Genomic DNA, 17,108 nt, shown 5'->3' on the forward strand with positions numbered 1-17,108 from the left:
CCCGCGGGGGGGGGGGCCGCGGCGGGGGGGGGGGGCCCGCCCGGGCCGGTCCCCGCCGCGCCGCCGACGACGCACAAATGAGTTCGGAGCCGGGGCCGGCCGCGGGAACAATGGGCCGATGCGCATCCGAGCAGTCCGCACCGGAGAACTGTCCGTACTCCAGGACATCGAACGAGCCGCGGGACAGTGCTTCCGCGACATCGGCATGCCCGAGATCGCCGACGACCCGCCTCTGCCGCTCCCGGAGCTCGCCCGCTATCAGCACGCGGGGAGGGCCTGGGCGGCGGTGAACCGGGCCGATGTCCCCGTCGCCTACCTCATCGCCGACCACGTGGACGGCAACCTCCACGTCGAGCAGGTGTCCGTACACCCGGACGCCTCCCGCCGAGGAGTCGGCCGCTCCCTGCTGGACCACCTCGCGGCCCGGGCCGCGACCGAGGGCATCCCCGCGCTGACCCTGACCACCTTCACGGACGTCCCGTGGAACGCCCCGTACTACACGCGCTGCGGATTCCGGGCCCTGGACGACACCGCGCTCGGCCCGAAGCTGCGGACCATCCGCGAACGGGAAGCGGAACACGGTCTCGACCGATGGCCACGCGTGGCCATGCGCCGCGGCGTCGGCTGAACCGGTCCCCCGCCGGCCGCCGCCGCGAAGCGGCGCGGTGCGCCACCCAGCCGGCGCTCGGCGCGCCATCCGCACGGCAGCGACGGTGCCCACCACGGCGACCGCTGGCATTCCGCCGCCGACCGGGCCAGGCGAGCACCCCCACACGCGTCGGCCGGCCACACGGGGGCCGAGTCGGGTCGTGGCCGGTCGGCGGCCGGGACGCCGGCGTGACCAGCCACAACCTCAAGGGAGTTGCGTATCCCACGTTTCGGTCAAAGCTTGAACAGCGGCTCACCCGGTCCCGTTCTCCTCGGTAACCGGTGACCCACCTGCAGACCGGTGAGTGAGTGAGGTTCGCACATGCCAAGGATTCCTTCGACAGACGCGCGTCGCCTTCCCGCGGTCGGTGACTGCTGCCCGGCCCGGCCGGCGGCGCACGGTTCCTTCCAGCGGCACACGCACTGATCGGTCGAGCGCATGGACTACTGCCTTCCCTGTCGACGCACCCTCAACGGCACCGTGACGTGCCCGGAGTGCGGGGCGTACGACTCCGACACAGCACCGTCCAGCGATCGGAGCGGCGATGCTCCGGCAGCCGACCCGCCGGTGTGGGACGCCCTCTTCGGCGAGGGGCCGGGCTCACTCGAGTCCCCCGACGTCGCCCGGCCCCCCACGTCCTCGTCCGATGCGACCGCGGCCCGGCACCGCCTTCCGCCGCGACTGAGGAAGTACGGTGGCCGGACCCTCGCCGCCGCCACCTTCGCCATGCTCGGCGGCCTGGTCGCGGCATCGCTGCTGTCCCAGGACTCCGCCGACGCCCAACGAGCACTGCCGCACCCGGAGCAGGCGTCTCCCGACGAGCCCGATGCCGACGTCACCGGATCACCGACGGCCTCACCTTCACCGGACCGTCCGGCAACACGCCCGGCGCGAGGAGGAGGTGACAGGGCGCGGGGACCTGCCGGGACCCGGCGTCCCGGCGCGACGGCCACTCCCCCGGAATCGCCGGCTCCGCAGGCTCCCGCCGCCACCGGTCCGCCGCCACCCGCGCAGGCCGGGCCGACACCCCGTCCTTCCGACGACCGTCCCGGCCAGTCGGCGTCCTCCCCCACGGCGACCCGTCCGGCCAGTCCTCCAGCAAGTCCGTCCACGAGTCCGTCCACGAGTCCGTCCGCCAGTCCGTCCGCCGGTCCGTCCGCCAGTGTCAGCGCCTCGCCGCCGAACGGTCCCACGCGGGGCACAGCGGGTGTCCCGGTGCCCGACGGTCAGCGGCGAGGGTGACACCGCGGTCGTCTCCGGCGGCGTACAACACGTCAGGACTCGCTCGCCGGCGGCTCAGGACGCCGCCGGTGAGGGCCCGCCACGCCGTGACACCACGCCGGGAAGCCTGCCCGGCCCGACCGGGTTCAATAGGCTCGCATGGCATTTGTCGTGCTTTGCCTCGGACCCTGGGCCGCGGCGAGGCGAACGGTCCAGGCTGAGCCACGCCGGTCCCGGGCATGCACCGGCAGCGGCGGGAGAACTCGGGTGGCCCGAGAGAGGTGGTGTCCAGCCGTGGACCAGCGGATGACGGTGCTCAGCGAGAGCCCGGATGATCCATTCGCCCTGCACCTTGCGGCCTCCGCGGTGCTCGACGACCGGGGAACCGTGGTCGGATGGAGCCGGCGGGCCGAGGAGCTGCTCGGCCACCCGGGGGCGGAGATGATCGGCCGTCCGGCGCGCGACGCCCTCATCGATCCCCGCGACCGGGCGGCCGCCAGGGCGGCCGCGGCGATGTGCGGGAGAGCCGGAGGCTGGTTCGGCGTACTGGCGGTGCGTCATCGCAGCGGGCAGCTCGTGGAGATGGGTTTCAGGGTGCGTGCGCTCCTGCGCGACGGCGGTGTCCGCGAGTGGTTCCTCGTGGGGACGCCGGCGGCGGAGATCCTCGAGTGGCAGAGAGATCGCGCGGTTCTCGACGGGCTGTTCCGCCGGTGTCCGATCGGGCTCGTCGTCCACAGTCCAGAGATGACGATTCTCCGTGTCAACCGGGCGGTCGAACGGTTCACCGGCGTTCCGGCCGCCTCGTTCCGTGGCATGCCCACCGGTGCGTTGCTGGTCGCGGAGGACGCGCGGAATTCCGTGGACCGGGTGCGCCGGGTGATCCGGACCGGGAGATCGCTGGTCTCCACCGAGCAGTACACCCGCCTGGAGCGCAATCCGGCACGGGAGCGGGCCGCTTCCGTATCGGCCTTCCGGCTGGAGGATCCGTCCGGGCGGGTCCTGGGAGTGGCCGAGACCATCGAGGACGTCACCGAACGCCATCGGGCCCGGCTTCGGCTGACGCTCCTCGCCCAGGCCGGCGCCCGCATCGGAACCACGCTCGATGTGGCCGAGACGGCCTGGGAGCTCGCCGATGTGATGGTCCCCCAGCTGGCCGACCACGCGTCGGTGGACCTGGCACAACCGGTGACGCGTGGTGAGGAGCCGGCCCGGGGCTCGACGGAGTCCGTCGTACGGATGGCGGTGCGGAGCGTCCTGGCCCTGCGGCCCGAACTCCCCCAGCGTGGAGGGGAACCCGTCGACTTCGCACCGGACACCCCACAAGCCAGGTGTCTGGCCGAGGGGCGGGCGATTCTGGAGTCCGTTCTTCCGCCCGACCGGTTCGCCGCGGAATCGCGGCAGGGGGAACTCGTTCCCGACCCGGCTGTCCATTCCCTGATCGTTGTCCCCCTGATCGCACGGGGCCTGGTGCTGGGCGCGATGAGCCTGTGGCGCTCACGCCGCCCCGACCCGTTCGAAGCGGACGACGTTACGCTGGCCCAGGAACTCGCCTCGCGTGCCGCCGTCTGCGTCGACAACTCCCGGCGCTACACCCAGCAGCAACAGACCGCGCTCGCCCTGCAACGCAGCCTGCTGCCGAGGGCGGTCCCGCGCCGGCTCGCCGTAGAGGTGGCGCCCCGCTACGTCCCCGCCAGGGCGGCCTCGGGGCCGGGCGGCGACTGGTTCGACGTCATCCCGCTGTCGGGGGCCCGGGTCGCCCTCGTCGTCGGCGACGTGGTCGGCCACGGGCTCCACGCCGCGGCCACCATGGGCCGGCTGCGCACCGCCGTACACACCCTGGCGAGCCTGGACCTGGAACCGGACGAGGTCCTGTCCCGCCTGGACGACCTGGTCGGCCTGTTGGCGGAGGAACAGGAAGCCGTCGGCGAACAGCCCGTGGGCGAGCAGGTCGTCGGCGCCACGTGTCTCTATGCCCTCTACGACCCGGTCTCCCGCGTGTGCTCGGTGGCGCGTGCCGGACACCCGCCGCCGGTGGTGACGGCCCCGGACGGACGGGTGAGCCTGCTCGAGCTGCCCGCCGGCCCACCCCTCGGCCTGGGCGGCCTGCCGTTCGAGACCCGGGACGTCGAACTGGCCGAGGGAAGCCTGCTCACCCTCTACACCAACGGGCTCGTCGGTGAACGCCACCTCGACCTCGACACGGGCCTGGCACGGCTGTGCGCGGCGCTCACCCGGCCGGCCGACCCCCTGGAACAGACCAGTCAGGCGGTGATCGACTCCCTCGTGCCCGCTCACCCGGCCGACGACATCGCCCTGCTCATCGCCCGTACCCGCGTGCTCCCCCCGCAGAACGTCGCCTCCTGGCGGCTTCCCCCGGAGCCGGGCTCCGCCGCGCAGGCGAGAAGCCTGACGACGGCCCAGCTGGCCGAATGGGGCCTGGAGCACCTGGCCTTCACCACCGAACTCGTCGCCAGCGAGCTGGTCACCAACGCCTACCGGTACGCCACCGGTCCCGTGACCCTGCGACTCATCCGCGAACGGTCGCTGATCTGCGAGGTCACCGACACCAGCCACACTTCCCCCCACCTGCGCCGGGCACGCACCACCGACGAGGGCGGGCGCGGCCTGTTCCTGGTGGCCCAGGTGACCGAGCGCTGGGGCACCCGCTACACGCGCGAGGGAAAGACCGTCTGGACCGAGCAGCCACTGCTCGAGCCGTGAACCGACAGCAGCTTACGAATGGAGTACGAGGCGACCGTCCGCATAGGGGAGGGCCTTGGCGCGCGGAAGACGCACCAGGAACTCCTCGCTCGCAGGAACGCCGTCCTCCCGCGGCACCTTCGCCCGGACGAGCCCGCCGGCCACCTCCATCACGAGCACCCGTTGCGGCCCGTGGTCCCGGACGTCCCGAAGCCTGGCGGGGAACGTGTTGGGCCCGGGTTCCGTGCCGACCTGGACGTACTCGGGCCGGATTCCCACCTGGCACTCGGTGGTGCCTCCCGGCATGTCCCACGCCATGGTCAGGGGCCGGCCCCCGAGGGTGAGGTGTCCGTCCGCCCGGTCCAGGGTCAGGAAGTTCATCGCCGGTGATCCGATGAAGTAGCCGACGTACGTCGACGAGGGGGCCTCGAACAACTGCTCCGGGGTGCCCTGCTGCATGGCTCGGCCGTCCTTCATGACCAGCACTTCCTGCGCGATGCTCATCGCTTCGTACTGGTCGTGGGTCACGTAGATCACGGTGGGCCCGAACTGCTCGGTGATCTCACGGATCTTGCGCCGCAGCGAGTGCTTCAGTTGCGGATCGATGACCGTCAGCGGCTCGTCCATCAGCACGGCGGCCACGTCGTCACGGACAAGACCACGGCCGAGCGAGATGAGCTGCTTGTCGTCGGCGGTGAGCCGCCGGGCGGGCTGGTGGAGCCGGTCGTCCAGGTCCAGTGCCTCGGCGACCTGACGCACCTTGGCATCGACGCGTGCCTTGTCCCACCGGCGGCACTGCAAGGGGAAGGCGAGGTTCTCGTACACCGTCATCGACCGGTAGATGACCGGGAACTGGAACACCTGGGCGATGTTGCGCGCCCTCGTGGGCAGAGCCGTGACGTCCGCGCCGTCGAAGAGGATGTGGCCCTGTGACGGCCTGACCAGCCCGGAGAGGATGTTCAGCAGCGTGGTCTTGCCGCAGCCCGACGGTCCGACCAGTGCGTAGGTCTTGCCTGCCTCGAAGGTCAGCCGGAGCGGTTTGAGGGCCCACCGCTCCTCCTCGGCCCCCGGCATGTAGCTGTGTCCGACGTCGACGATGTCCAGCCGCGTCATATCAACGTCCTTCCACTGAAGTGAGATCGTAGGAAGGCGTCCGCTGAAGCGTCCCTTCCTCGTCGAAGGCGAACAAACGCTCTGGACGCAGTCGCAGTTTCACCAGGTCGCCGAGGGCGACGTCGTGGATGCCCTCGATCTGTACGACGAACGGGGTCTCGCCGACGGCCACGTGGACGAACGTCTCGGAGCCGGAGATCTCGACGAAGGTGACCTCGCCCTCGACGCCGGCGGATGCCAGGCCGACGTCCGTCGCGCGCAGCCCGAACCGGTAGACCCCGTCGGGCAGGTCGGCCAGATGCGCGGACACGTGCGTGGCCTGGAAGCCGGCCACCGTGACCTGCCCGCTCCCGATCCGCCCCTTGAAGATGTTCATGGGCGGGTCGTTGATGATGGAGGCCACCGTGGTCGTCGCCGGACGCTCGAAGACCTCCTGCGGTGACCCGGTCTGGAGAATCCGTCCCTCGTGCATGACCAGCACCACGTCGCCGAGCATCATCGCCTCCGCGGGTTCGGTGGTCGTGTAGATCACCACCGTGTCGCCCTGGTCCGAGAAGAGGGTTCTGAACTCGTCTCGCAGCTGTTCACGCAGCTTGTAGTCCAGATTCGCCAGCGGCTCGTCGAGCAGGAGGATGCCCGTGCCGCGGGCGAGGGCGCGAGCCAGCGCGACCCGCTGCTGCTGGCCACCGGAGAGCTGGGACGGCTTGCGCCGCTCGAAGTCGGCGAGGCCGACGCGGGCCAGGCTGTCGGTGACACGTCGTCGGATCTCGTCGCGCGACAGTCCCGCCCGCTCGAGCGGGAAGGCGACGTTGTGGAACACGTCGAGATGCGGGTAGTTGATGAACTGCTGGTAGACCATGGCGGTGTCGCGTCGCCACACCGGTGTTTTCAGGAAGTCGGCTCCCTGCCTGGTCAGTGCGCCGGAATCCACCCCCTGCAGACCGGCCAGCACCCGCAGCAGGGTCGTCTTTCCCGCCATCGTCCGGCCGATGACCGCGTGGAGCCGGCCCGGCACGAAGGTCGCGGACACCTCCTTGAGATGGTCGACGCCGTCGACGGTCAGGCACAGATCAGTAGCACTCAGGTTCATCGGACCGCTCCCGAGAGGTTTCCCTTGGACAGATAGCGCTCGACCCGGAGCGCGAGAAGGATCAGCGGCGCCACCCCGAAGAGGGCGGCGGCGGACAGGGTCCACCAGGGCGGGATGGACGAGTTGAGGGCGACGACGGCCTGCGGCAGGGTCTGCACCTCGGTGAAGGTCAGCCGGAAGGCGAAGAAGAAGTCGTTCCAGCCGAACACCACGCAGAACATCGCGGCCACGGTCAGCCCGGGCAGGGAGTTCGGCAGGATCGCCCGCACGAAGGTCTGGAACGGACCGCAGCCGTCGAGCATGGCCATCTCGTCGATCTCCCGCGGGATGCCGTTGAAGAAGTCGACCATCACCCAGACCGCGATCGGCAGCAGCAGGGCGACCGTCACGATGACCAGGCCCAGGACGGTGTCCAGCAGACCGGTCCACTGCAGCAGGTAGAAGAACGGGATCACCAGGACGACGGGCGGCATGATCCGCTGTGACACGAAGAAGAAGACGATGTCGCTGTTCTTGATGAAGCCGAACTTGAAGCGGTACCGGGACAACGCGTAGGCGGCCAGGGACCCGAGGACGAGACTGACGGCAGAGGCGGCGACGGTGACGACGGCGCTGTTGAAGAAGGGCCGCATCACATCGACGCCGCCGGCTCCGCCGAAGATGTTGCGCCAGCCGACGACGGTGGGTTCGTACTGGAGCCATGGCAGGTAAGTGGCGCCGCCCTGGACACCGTTGACGTCCTTGAAGCTGGTCGTCATGGCCCAGAAGAACGGTCCCGCGACGAAGCAGGCCCAGAGCGCGATCACGGTGTACTTGAACACGGGATAAAGACGCGACCTCATGAGGCCCCCTTCAGCTTGAAGGCCCTGGCGAGCAAGGCGGCGACGACCGTGAGCGTGACGATCATCAGGACCAGATAGGTCAGTGACATCGCCCCGCTGTACCCGGTCTGCTGATCCCTGAGCCCTTGGATGTAGAGGTAGTAGCCCGGCGTCTCCGTGGCGGAGCCCGGCCCCCCGGAGGTCAGCACGTAGACGCTGTCGGAAAGCTTGGACGCCTCGATCAGCCGGATGATGATCGCCGCGACCGACACCGGAGCCATGAGGGGGAAGGTCACCTTCCGGAAGGTGCGCCAAGCGCCCGCCCCGTCGATGGCCGCGGCCATGAACGGTTCCTTGGGGAGGCTCAGCAGGCCGGCCAGCAGCAGGAGGAACATGAACGGGGTCCACTGCCAGACCTCGACGGTCATCAGCGCGACCAGCGCAGGACCGGACTCGGTGAGCCACGGGATCTTTGTCAGGCCGAGCATCCCGAGCAGATCGTTCACCGGGCCCAGCGACTCGTGGAAGATCATCTGCCAGATGGCGGCCATCACCACGGGGGTGGTCATCATGGGGACGAGGAACAGCACCCGCCAGAGACGACGGCCGCGTGTCTCACGCCAGACGAGCAGGGCCATGCCGAACCCGATCACGTACTGGATCAGGACCGTGCCGCCGGCCAGCAGGACCAGGCGCGTGATCGAGGCCCAGAACCGGCTGTCGTGCAGCATCGCCGTGTAGTTGGCCCCGCCGATGAAGTCCAGCTGCGGGTTGCTCACGTTCCAGCCGGAGAAGCTGACACGGATGGTGAACAGAAGCGGAAAGATGATGATGAGAGCGAGCGTGAGCAGTCCTGGGAGGAGGAACATGCTCTTGTGCCGGCGCAGAGCTTCCATGGTTGTCCTTGTGGAAGTGGGCAGGCGCCACCTGGTGGCCGGCCGGCTGGGCCGGCCACCAGGGGCTGTCTGCGATCAGGTCAGTTGTCCTCGAGTGCGACCACGTGCCGATAGGCGCTGCGGACCTTGTCCTCGCCGATCTGGCCGGTGATCTTCTCCCACTCCGCGGCCACGTCGTCCAGCGCGCGCTGCGGCGCCTTCTGCCCCGCGAGAGCAGCGGCGACGCCGTTGGCCAGTGCGGACATGTAGCCGTTCACACCCGGTACGCGCAGGTCGAAGACGCGGTTGGTACTCGACTCCATGCCGGACAGCGTCCGGACGTACGACTCGGCGACGTCCTTGTCCCAGCCTTGCTTCTCCCAGAACCCCGCGTCGAAGTGCGCCTTCCGGTAGGGGTTGACGCCGAACCGGCCGATGGTCAGGTCGAGGGCGGTGTTGGCCTCGTTGCTGAAGAAGCACAGATAGTCGAAGGCCATGTCCTGGTTGCGTGCGGCCTTCGCCACCGCCGAGGTCCAGCCCCAGGTGAAGTAGGGCGCCTGGTTGGGCTTCTGGTCCCACGCCTTCGTGGTGCGGTTGTAGACCTCGTCGGATCCGGGCAACGGGGCCGCCCCGATCTTGTTGCGGATCGTCCCGTCCGGCTGCTGGCCCTGGATGAAGGCGTCGTCCCACGAATAGGACAGCACGCTCTGCCCACCGCCGAACGAGAGGATCTCGTCCCCCAGACCGAAGTTCGCGCCGCCCGGCGCCCAGGTCGACTTGGCCTTCACCATGTCGTCGAGGGCGCGTACGAAACCGGGCGTGTTGATCAGCGGTTCCATGGTCTCGAGGTCGAAGAAGAGGCCGCCCCCGACATCCGGGTGCTTGACGTACGGTGCCGCACGGCTGATGAACGCCGAGAACGTCAGGTCGTCACGCTTGGTCACCTCGGCACTGCCGAAGTTCGGCTTGCCGTCGCCGTCGACGTCCTTGCCGCTGAAGAAGGCGGCGACCTCCTGGTACTCGGCCCATGTCCGCGGGGTCCGGAGCTCCTTGCCCGTGGCCGCCTTGTACGCCGCCTGCCGCTTCGGGTCCTGAAGGACGTCCGTCCGGACCTTGAGGTAGTGGCGGTCGCCGTCCACGGGGTACTGCACGACCTTCCCGTCCCAGGTCGCCACGTCCATGTAGGCCTTGGTGACGTCCTTCATGCCGGGAGTGTCCAGATACTTCCTCGGCACCGGGGCCAGATAGGGGGCCATGTCGCCGACCCACAAGGAGGGATAGAACATCACGTCGTACGCCGGCTGGCCCGCTTGCAGGGGTGTGAGGATCTTCTGGTGCAGTTCCCCGAAGGGGACGTTGATCACCTCCACCTTCGCGCCGGTGATCTCCTCGAACTGCTCGGCGTGCAGCTGGGTCGGCTCGCCGATGACGGGGATGGCATGGCTGATGATCTTCAGCGTCTGGCCGGAGTAGTCCTTGCGGCTGATCGACTCGTAGCTGCAGGGGCCCGGGACGTCCTTGACCTTCGTCCTGGGGTAGCTCTTGCTGTACTTGCTGTAGCTGATCTCCGAACCCGGCTTGAACAGCGCGGGCTTGTCCGGCTTGTTCTCGACAGGGCCTTGACCGGTGCAGGCGGTCGCGGTGAGGGCCACGACGATCGCGGCGGCGACCACGCCCTTGGACGAACTGTTGCGCATGGGAGTGCTCCTTCGACCGTCAGGGAATCAAGATCGCTCTGCCGCGTACGGCACCGGCGGACAAGTCGTCGAGGGCGTCCTGGAAGGACGCGAGGGGGTATCGCCGGGTGTGCAGGCCGACCTTGCCCCGGGCTGCCAGCACCATCAGCTCGGACAGGTCGTTGTAGGACCCCACGAGGTTGCCGATGAAGTTGATCTCGGTGGAGATGACGTCGATCGTCGGCACGTCGAGCCGTCCGCCGTAACCGATCACGTAGTAGTTGCCGTTACGGCGCAGGCAGGCCACGCCCGTCTCGACGGCGCCCCCCTCGCCGACGAAGTCCAGGACCGCTTCCGCCCCGTGCCCTCCGGTGAGTTCCCGTACGCGTTCGGTCTCACTGCCGTCGGCGACCAGGGTGTGGTCGGCCCCCAGCTCCGTGGCGAGGGCGAGGGCGTCCGCGCTCCGGTCGATCACGATGATCTCGACCGGAGAGAGAGCCCGGAGCACTTGGACACCGATGTGCCCGAGGCCTCCGGCGCCGATCACCACGACACGGTCCCCCGGTCGCAGGATCCGGGCCGCCTTGGCGACGGCGTGGTACGCCGTGAGCCCGGCGTCGGCCAGGGCCGCCACCGAGGCCGGTTCGAGGGACGGGTCGAGTGCCACGACCGAGCGGGCGGTGGTCTTCAGGTACTCGGCATAGCCCCCGTCGGCGTCGATCCCCGGGAAGGCCGAACTCATACAGTGCACGTCGTCGCCGTCCCGGCAGGGACGGCACAGACCGCAGGTCGCGAGCGGGTGCAGGATGACGGGGTCGCCGACCTTGACGTTGGTGACGGCCTGCCCGACCTCCTGTACCCAGCCGGCGTTCTCATGGCCGATGGTGTACGGCAGGACGACCCCGCTCTTGGCGGCCCACTGCCCTTCGAGGACATGGAGATCGGTGCGGCAGACCCCCGCACCTCCCACCTTCACGATCACATCCAGCGGACCGGTGATCTGCGGGTCCGGCACATCCACGAGCACTGGCGGCTCGTCGTACTCGATGACCTGCACGGCTTTCATGGCGCTCCCTGCGAATCGGCGGATGGACGGTGCGCCGATTACACAGGCCGGTGCTCGCAGGCCGATGTCTCAGAAACGGTCCGCGGATGTCTCAATGTGATACACGCCGTAGGCGCGGAGTCCTCGAGCTGTTCCAATCGGTCCATCGAGGGATGACGCGCGTGATACGGAAGTGTTAAATGCCCCGACGTCGACCTGGCAGCTCGCTGACCGCGGCCAGAGAGCTGTACCTGGAAGTCACCAAGGATCCGAGCGCCCGCCCGCTCGTGGTGGCTTCGTGGCAGCGCTCGATCGAGTACGAGGTGAAGTCGGGCTGCATCAACGCTCCGTACCTCGAGAACCCCAATCTGGACAGCCCGCTCGCCAGGGCGGCGCTGCCGATCGTGAACAGGCTGCACGAGCAGCTCGCCGACGACCCGGTGTCCACGATGATCACGGACCGCGACGGTGTGGTGCTGTCGCGCAAGCTCTCCCACGAGGGTCTGACGACGCGGCTCAACCGGGTGCAACTCGCCCCGGGCCATGTGTTCGCCGAGCGCTACGTGGGCACCAACGGCATCGGCACCGCGCTTGCCAGCGGCCGCCCGGTCATGATCGCCGGAAGCCAGCACTACGTCGAGGAGCTGCGGGACTTCCACTGCGCGGCCGTGCCGATCCTGCATCCCGTCCGGCGAACGCTGCTGGGGGCCTTCAACCTGACCACGGTCCGTCAGGGCTCCGCCGGGATGCTCATGGCCCTGGCCCGCTCCGTCGCGGGCCAGATCGAAGGTGAGATCGCGGCGATCAGCTCGCGACGTGAGCGGGCCCTGTTCCAGGACTACATGGACGCGTGCTCCTCGGTCCGCCCGGGACCTGTGCTGGCTCTCAACCGGGAAGTCGTCATGATGAACGAGCAGTTGAGATCGGCCGTGACAGGGCCGGATCACTACGCACTGCTCGACCACGCACGGGAGATCGCCGCCGATGCCCGGTTCGAAGGGACACGGAGTATCGCCCTCCCTTCCGGACGGGTAGCCGAACTGCGGGTCGGGCGGAGCCGGCGCGAGGGCAGCGACGCGGGTGCCGTCTTCCGGGTCCGGGTCATCGGACGTCCTCAGCCGGGACCCGTTCTTGCCGCCGGCCCCGGACGACCTGGCGTGCGGCTGGTGGGCTCCTCCCCGCAATGGCTGCGCGCGGTCGCGGAGACCGAGGCGGCGTTCGCCGCCGGATCCTGGCTCCATCTCGTCGGCGAAGCCGGCACCGGCAGGCGGACGCTGGTGCATGCGGTCCACGGGGCCCACAGCGCCGGACGCCGCCTCGAGACGGTCGAAGCACCGCCGTCGGAGACACCGAACGCCACCGAGCACTGGCTGCGCGAGGTCCGCGAGCTGCGCGCCAGGCCGTCGACCGTGGTCCTCCTGCGCGACGTCCACCTGCTCGGAGACCGGCTGCGCCGGCATCTGACACGTCTCCTGGCGCGGCCCGACGGGACCGCCACCGGGCAACTGATCATGACCAGCCAGCCGTCCATGGTCACGACCGACGACGAGCTCCACAGTCTGTGCGGCGCTTCGGTGGAGGTGCCGCCCCTGCGTCATCGCTATGGCGACATCGAGCACCTGGTCCGGTTCTTCCTGCTCAAGTACCGGCCGAGCGGAGAGAGCGGCTGCTCCCCGGATGCGCTGGCGATGCTGGAGCGCTGCCCCTGGCCGGAGAATGTCCGGCAGCTCGAGTCGGTGATCCGCGGCCTCGCCCGGCGCCCGATCGGCGGGATCATCCGCGTGGACGATCTCCCTCCGGAATGCCGGGTGTCGTCCCACAAGGTCCTCACCGCCATCGAAGCGCTGGAACGGGATGCCATCCTGCGTGGGCTGATGGACCGCAACTCCAACGTCCAGCGCACCGCTCAGGACCTCGGCATCTCCCGCGCCACCATGTACCGCAAGATGCGACGCTACGGGATCGTCCCGTCGAGCCTGACCTAGGCCGTGTCTCTTCGAGGCCTCGCCTTGCGGACAGACAAGCTCGCCATCGCCTACCAGGCCACACTCCACCTCGCCGCCATCCTCATCTGGACCCGCAGGTGACCACGCGAGAAGCCTTAGGACTGATCGCCGATGCCGAGGGCGTGTTCTTTGAGGAACGCGCCCGCGTGGGCCGCTGCTTCCTCTGCGGTCGCGTACGGCGCCCCATCGGCGGCCGTGCCGGATGCTCCATCAGCGCCTCGACCGGTCCAGCCCCAACCACCGGAAGGCGACTGCACCAGCTCAGCAGTCCCTCCGAACAGCCCAAGCGTGCTCTTGCCCGCTGCCACGGGTGCTGGGCGGCTGACGGCATCAGGCCATTTCTTACGGGCGCCCTGCCGGGTGATGCCCCAGACGCCTCCCAGCTGCTCATAGCTCGCGCCATAGGAGCCGGCGGTCACTGCCGCCCGCTCCGTGAGCCGCTTGACCTCGCCATCCAGCACTTTCCACGCGGCCAGGACGGACAGCGCCACTTCGACCGGACTCGCGTCCCACATACGGTCGGTGGGCAATCCGGTCTCCCGGGAGCGGATGGCCGAGGCCAGGGGGTTCAAGACGTCGTACAGGGCCTTGTCGAGCTCTGCCTGCTCTTCGGGGGTGATCTCAGAGGCCGTCATACGGAAACTATAGTTTCCAGAAGCGCCCACGTAAACCAAAGTTTCCACACGGCATCGGTTGCCACCGCATCAACCAGACACGGCATAGGCCGTGACGGGCCGGCCCAAAGCAATCGCCTGGCGCGCGGCCGGCCGATCAATCCTGGGGCGAGGCCTGGCGCGCCACGCGGTGGCGGAGGTAGACGACTCCCGAGCCGAAGGTGCGGGTCTCGACGAGTTCGAGATCCACCCGGCGCTCGTCCTGGGGAAAGAACGGGATGCCACCGCCGACCAGCACCGGGTAGACCATGGCCCGGTACTCGTCGATCAGATCCGACGCGGCCGCCTCGGCGGCGAGCGTCGCGCCGCCGATCGCGATGTCGCCCTCCCCCGGCTCGGCCCGCCACCGCTCGATCTCCTCCGCCACGCCGCCGGAGGCCAGGCGGGCATGGCCCTGCACCGCCGACAGCGTGGTGGAGAACACCACCTTCGGGAGCGGGTTCCAGAGCGCGGCCCACTCCTGCTCCGAGTCGTCGAGCGAGTCCTGGTCGGCGGTCTCCCAGTACAGCATCGTCTCGTACAGCCGACGTCCCAACAGGTGGACGCCGACCTCTCGGATCTCGTCGATCCAGAAGCGGAAGACATCCGGGTCGGGGCCCGTCCAGTCGAAGTTGCCGTCCGGCCCGACGATGTAGCCGTCGAGTGAGACGTTCATCGAATAGGTCACGCCGCGCATCAGCAGTCCTCCTCGGTAACGGTTCGACAGTACGACCGCCGGACACCGCAGGACTCATCGCGACGCGCAGGATCCCAGGACTACGTTCACTCCGCTGCCTGGAGTTGATCCCCCGGCACCCAGGTCACGACGCCGCCGGCAGTGGGGCGATGCCGGCGAGGGACCGGGCGAGCTCGGACCGGTAGGCCGTGACGCGGGCCGCCCGGCCGGCGGTGAGGGCTCCGACGAGGTGCCCGCGGCGGTAGTAGGCGACCTCGAGCCGGCGCTTGTCGTGGTCGAGTTCGCGGATTTCGGCGTGGTCGGCGTAGCGCGGCAGGCCCACGGCGCGGAAGCGGACGCCGTACTGGGTGGACCAGAAGGAGGCGACAGGCCGGTACGGCGTGGGTCGTCGGGGGTGGAGGAGGTTGTGGGCCGCGCACCTGGCCTGTTCGACGGCGTTGCTCCAGTGGCCCAGGGAGATGGGGCCGGGGGTGTGCGGGTGGGGGAAGCGGGTGATGTCGCCGGCGGCGACGATGTCGGACCGGGGGCGGCCGTGGGTATCCAGGGCGCGGGTGTACTCGTCGGTGAGCAGGCCGCGTTCGAGTCGCAGGCCGGACCCGTCGAGCCAGTCGGTGTGGGGCCGGGCGCCGAGGGCGAGAAGGGCGGTATCGGCGCTGATGTCCGTGGCGTTGTCGACGGTGACGCCGGTGACGCGGGTGCGGCCGTGGACGGCGGTGACGGTACTGCGGGTGAGGATCTCGACGCCCGCGTCGTGGTGGAGCCGGGTGAGGAAGCCGGCGGCCTCGTCACCCGTCGCGCCGCTCAGCGGGAGCGGTTCGCTGGAGACGAGGGTGACGTCGTGGCCGAGTCCGCGGGCGACGGAGGCGACTTCGCAGCCGATGAATCCGGCGCCGGCGACGAGGAGGTGCCGGCGGGCCCCGGTGAGGGCGTCCTTCAGGGCTCGGGCGTCCTCGAGGGTGCGGATGGTGTGGACGCCGGTCGCGGGGAGGGGGCCGGGCCAGGGGCGCGGACCCGCTCCCGTGGCGATGACGAGTCCGTCGTAGGCGAGGACGGATCCGTCGTCGAGGTGGACCTCGCGGCCGGCCGTGTCGAGGTGGACGGCGGGGTGTCCGTAGCGTTCGGTCAGCCCGAGGTGGGCGGTGGGGCCGAGGGAGAGGCTCTCCGGCGTCCGCTCGCCGGTGAGGAACTCCTTGGACAGCGGCGGCCGGTCGTACGGCGGACGGTTCTCTGCGCCGACGAGGGTGAGGTGACCGCGGTGGCCGGCTGCGCGGAGGGCTTCCGCCGCACGGAGGCCGGCGAGGGACGCCCCGACGATCAGGATGTTCCGGGGGCGGTGCATGCCTACCCCTCGATGCTGATGGCGCGGACGGGGCAGACGGTCACGGCGTCGACGACCTTCGCGCGCAGGGCGTCGTCCGGTTCGGCGTCGTGGACGAGATAGTCGTCCTCGTCGAGGGAGAACACTTCGGGGGCGGCGAAGACGCACTGTCCGTGGCTCTCGCAGAGGCTCATATCGACGGTGATCTTCATGGTCCTTCTTCTCTTCCGAGGGGCCGGGGCGCGGGCGGGTTGAAGCGCGAGTACGTGGGGGCGGTCCAGCGCAGCGGGGAAGCACGGTCGATCTGCACGATGTGGTCGACGGTGAATTCGACGATGCGCTGCGCGCCGGGGACCGCGGCGGCACGGCCGGGGTCCCAGTCGACGGCGGCGGTGCCGGTGAGCTGGAGGACGGTGCCCGTGTCCCAGTCGGGCAGGAGCAGTCCGGCGCGGGGGTCGACCTCGATGTTGCCGAGGGTGGCGAACATGGCGTTGCCGGAGTAGTCGGGCCAGCGCAGGCGGGTCGGAGTGACGGCCTGGAGGAAGCCGGGGCTGCCGCCGCGGTGCGAGGCGTCGGTGTTGCCCACCCGGTCGGCGGTGGCGATGAAGAAGGTGTCGGCCGCTTGAACGAGGGCCAGTTGACGGGGCGTCAGCTCCGTGCCGTGCCAGGGCGCGGCGGTAGGGCCGAGCGCGGCCGGCGCGGGGGTCGGCCGGCGCTGCTGGATGTACTTGGGGCAGTTGGAGAAGACCTGGTCGAGGTCGACGTGGAGGCCGCCGTCGGCCGGGCGGGACCTGCCGTTCATCCGCATACGGCGGCGGGTGGCCGGCTCGACGGTGATCATGCCGACGTGGGCCGGCCGGGCGAGTACGTCGTGGAGCGGGTCGCCGTCGGGTGGTACGGCCTCGATCGTCAAGGAGGCCGGCCCGGTGGCGGTGACGAAACCGGGGGCTCCGGTGAGCAGCGATGCCCAGACGGCGCCGTCCGTGTCGGCGGCGCCGACGACGAGCATGGGCTGCCGGGAGAGGAACTCGACGGCGACGTCGGGGATTTCGTTCCTGATGGCGGCGGCGGAGAAGCCCGCGTGGTCGATCAGGCCGGCTCGCTGCTGCACGGTGCGCTCTCCGTGGTGGTAGACGCCCATGGCCGGCTCCTTCCTCTGTGGTGGTGGGCGGGCGGGAGTGCGGGCGCGGGCCGTCGATCTTGGCCATGGTGTCGAGCCACATGTTGACCTGGTACGCCGACTC

Annotated in this window: 15 protein-coding genes; 4 read left to right on the plus strand and 11 right to left on the minus strand. The window is 69.7% G+C overall.

Annotated elements, in window-relative coordinates; all coding sequences use genetic code 11:
• Positions 1–118 precede the first annotated feature (118 nt).
• The 3 genes from AB0K36_RS33190 (at position 119) to AB0K36_RS33195 (ending at position 4,591) form a co-directional block, all read left to right on the plus strand.
• Positions 119–628 carry a GNAT family N-acetyltransferase gene (locus tag AB0K36_RS33190; protein WP_364601294.1) on the plus strand — a complete coding sequence of 170 codons (510 nt, stop codon included), beginning with the start codon at positions 119–121 and terminating at the stop codon, positions 626–628.
• Between the two features lie 459 nt (positions 629–1,087).
• On the plus strand, positions 1,088–1,891 hold the full coding sequence (locus AB0K36_RS34765; RefSeq protein ID WP_435877988.1) for an SCO2400 family protein: 804 nt from the start codon (positions 1,088–1,090) through the stop codon (positions 1,889–1,891).
• A 285-nt stretch (positions 1,892–2,176) separates the two neighbouring features.
• Complete coding sequence (locus AB0K36_RS33195) at positions 2,177–4,591, plus strand: SpoIIE family protein phosphatase (protein WP_364601317.1); 2,415 nt, start codon at positions 2,177–2,179, stop codon at positions 4,589–4,591.
• A gap of 12 nt (positions 4,592–4,603) precedes the next feature.
• Here AB0K36_RS33195 and AB0K36_RS33200 read toward each other — a convergent pair whose 3' ends face one another.
• The 6 genes from AB0K36_RS33200 to AB0K36_RS33225 all read right to left on the minus strand — a co-directional run bounded on the left by AB0K36_RS33200 (position 4,604) and on the right by AB0K36_RS33225 (position 11,211).
• The gene (locus AB0K36_RS33200) at positions 4,604–5,683 is read right to left on the minus strand and encodes an ABC transporter ATP-binding protein (protein WP_364601295.1); all 1,080 of its coding nucleotides are present in this window, start codon (positions 5,681–5,683) and stop codon (positions 4,604–4,606) included.
• Position 5,684: 1 nt separating this feature from the next.
• Positions 5,685–6,773 (minus strand): ABC transporter ATP-binding protein, encoded by a 1,089-nt coding sequence (locus AB0K36_RS33205; RefSeq protein ID WP_364601296.1) that lies wholly within the window; start codon positions 6,771–6,773, stop codon positions 5,685–5,687.
• A complete protein-coding gene (locus AB0K36_RS33210) occupies positions 6,770–7,615 on the minus strand; it encodes a carbohydrate ABC transporter permease (RefSeq protein ID WP_364601298.1) in 846 nt (281 codons plus the stop codon). Before AB0K36_RS33210 ends, AB0K36_RS33205 begins: the two co-directional genes overlap by 4 nt.
• Positions 7,612–8,490 (minus strand): carbohydrate ABC transporter permease, encoded by an 879-nt coding sequence (locus AB0K36_RS33215; RefSeq protein ID WP_364601299.1) that lies wholly within the window; start codon positions 8,488–8,490, stop codon positions 7,612–7,614. The genes AB0K36_RS33210 and AB0K36_RS33215 overlap by 4 nt, the downstream gene beginning before the upstream one ends.
• Positions 8,491–8,570: 80 nt before the next feature.
• Positions 8,571–10,166: an extracellular solute-binding protein gene (locus tag AB0K36_RS33220; protein ID WP_364601301.1), complete on the minus strand. Its 1,596-nt coding sequence runs from the start codon at positions 10,164–10,166 to the stop codon at positions 8,571–8,573.
• A 19-nt stretch (positions 10,167–10,185) separates the two neighbouring features.
• A complete protein-coding gene (locus tag AB0K36_RS33225) occupies positions 10,186–11,211 on the minus strand; it encodes an NAD(P)-dependent alcohol dehydrogenase (RefSeq protein ID WP_364601303.1) in 1,026 nt (341 codons plus the stop codon).
• 179 nt (positions 11,212–11,390) lie between these two features.
• Between AB0K36_RS33225 and AB0K36_RS33230 the strand changes: the two genes are divergently transcribed.
• Complete coding sequence (locus AB0K36_RS33230) at positions 11,391–13,175, plus strand: sigma-54-dependent Fis family transcriptional regulator (RefSeq protein ID WP_364601305.1); 1,785 nt, start codon at positions 11,391–11,393, stop codon at positions 13,173–13,175.
• A 116-nt stretch (positions 13,176–13,291) separates the two neighbouring features.
• Here the strand turns inward: AB0K36_RS33230 and AB0K36_RS33235 are convergent, their stop codons facing one another.
• The 5 genes from AB0K36_RS33235 to AB0K36_RS33255 all read right to left on the minus strand — a co-directional run bounded on the left by AB0K36_RS33235 (position 13,292) and on the right by AB0K36_RS33255 (position 17,005).
• Positions 13,292–13,831: a hypothetical protein gene (locus tag AB0K36_RS33235; protein ID WP_364601307.1), complete on the minus strand. Its 540-nt coding sequence runs from the start codon at positions 13,829–13,831 to the stop codon at positions 13,292–13,294.
• A gap of 136 nt (positions 13,832–13,967) precedes the next feature.
• Positions 13,968–14,546: a dihydrofolate reductase family protein gene (locus AB0K36_RS33240; protein WP_364601309.1), complete on the minus strand. Its 579-nt coding sequence runs from the start codon at positions 14,544–14,546 to the stop codon at positions 13,968–13,970.
• A gap of 124 nt (positions 14,547–14,670) precedes the next feature.
• Positions 14,671–15,885, minus strand: a complete 1,215-nt coding sequence (locus AB0K36_RS33245; RefSeq protein WP_364601311.1) for an NAD(P)/FAD-dependent oxidoreductase — start codon at positions 15,883–15,885, stop codon at positions 14,671–14,673.
• Between the two features lie 2 nt (positions 15,886–15,887).
• On the minus strand, positions 15,888–16,076 hold the full coding sequence (locus AB0K36_RS33250; RefSeq protein WP_364601313.1) for a ferredoxin: 189 nt from the start codon (positions 16,074–16,076) through the stop codon (positions 15,888–15,890).
• Positions 16,073–17,005, minus strand: coding sequence for a pyridoxamine 5'-phosphate oxidase family protein (locus AB0K36_RS33255; RefSeq protein WP_364601315.1), 933 nt, complete (start codon positions 17,003–17,005; stop codon positions 16,073–16,075). Before AB0K36_RS33255 ends, AB0K36_RS33250 begins: the two co-directional genes overlap by 4 nt.
• Between the last annotated feature and the right edge of the window lie 103 nt (positions 17,006–17,108).

Source organism: Streptomyces kurssanovii, assembly GCF_040677245.1.
Classification (GTDB): Bacteria; Actinomycetota; Actinomycetes; order Streptomycetales; family Streptomycetaceae; genus Streptomyces; species Streptomyces kurssanovii.

Bases quoted from the DNA above. Each gene is read 5' to 3' on its own strand.
- AB0K36_RS33190 (WP_364601294.1), top strand. From the start codon at position 119: ATGCGCATCCGAGCAGTCCGCACCGGAGAACTGTCCGTACTCCAGGAC.
- AB0K36_RS34765 (WP_435877988.1), top strand. From the start codon at position 1,088: ATGGACTACTGCCTTCCCTGTCGACGCACCCTCAACGGCACCGTGACG.
- AB0K36_RS33195 (WP_364601317.1), top strand. From the start codon at position 2,177: ATGACGGTGCTCAGCGAGAGCCCGGATGATCCATTCGCCCTGCACCTT.
- AB0K36_RS33200 (WP_364601295.1), bottom strand. From the start codon at position 5,683: ATGACGCGGCTGGACATCGTCGACGTCGGACACAGCTACATGCCGGGG.
- AB0K36_RS33205 (WP_364601296.1), bottom strand. From the start codon at position 6,773: ATGAACCTGAGTGCTACTGATCTGTGCCTGACCGTCGACGGCGTCGAC.
- AB0K36_RS33210 (WP_364601298.1), bottom strand. From the start codon at position 7,615: ATGAGGTCGCGTCTTTATCCCGTGTTCAAGTACACCGTGATCGCGCTC.
- AB0K36_RS33215 (WP_364601299.1), bottom strand. From the start codon at position 8,490: ATGGAAGCTCTGCGCCGGCACAAGAGCATGTTCCTCCTCCCAGGACTG.
- AB0K36_RS33220 (WP_364601301.1), bottom strand. From the start codon at position 10,166: ATGCGCAACAGTTCGTCCAAGGGCGTGGTCGCCGCCGCGATCGTCGTG.
- AB0K36_RS33225 (WP_364601303.1), bottom strand. From the start codon at position 11,211: ATGAAAGCCGTGCAGGTCATCGAGTACGACGAGCCGCCAGTGCTCGTG.
- AB0K36_RS33230 (WP_364601305.1), top strand. From the start codon at position 11,391: ATGCCCCGACGTCGACCTGGCAGCTCGCTGACCGCGGCCAGAGAGCTG.
- AB0K36_RS33235 (WP_364601307.1), bottom strand. From the start codon at position 13,831: ATGACGGCCTCTGAGATCACCCCCGAAGAGCAGGCAGAGCTCGACAAG.
- AB0K36_RS33240 (WP_364601309.1), bottom strand. From the start codon at position 14,546: ATGCGCGGCGTGACCTATTCGATGAACGTCTCACTCGACGGCTACATC.
- AB0K36_RS33245 (WP_364601311.1), bottom strand. From the start codon at position 15,885: ATGCACCGCCCCCGGAACATCCTGATCGTCGGGGCGTCCCTCGCCGGC.
- AB0K36_RS33250 (WP_364601313.1), bottom strand. From the start codon at position 16,076: ATGAAGATCACCGTCGATATGAGCCTCTGCGAGAGCCACGGACAGTGC.
- AB0K36_RS33255 (WP_364601315.1), bottom strand. From the start codon at position 17,005: ATGGGCGTCTACCACCACGGAGAGCGCACCGTGCAGCAGCGAGCCGGC.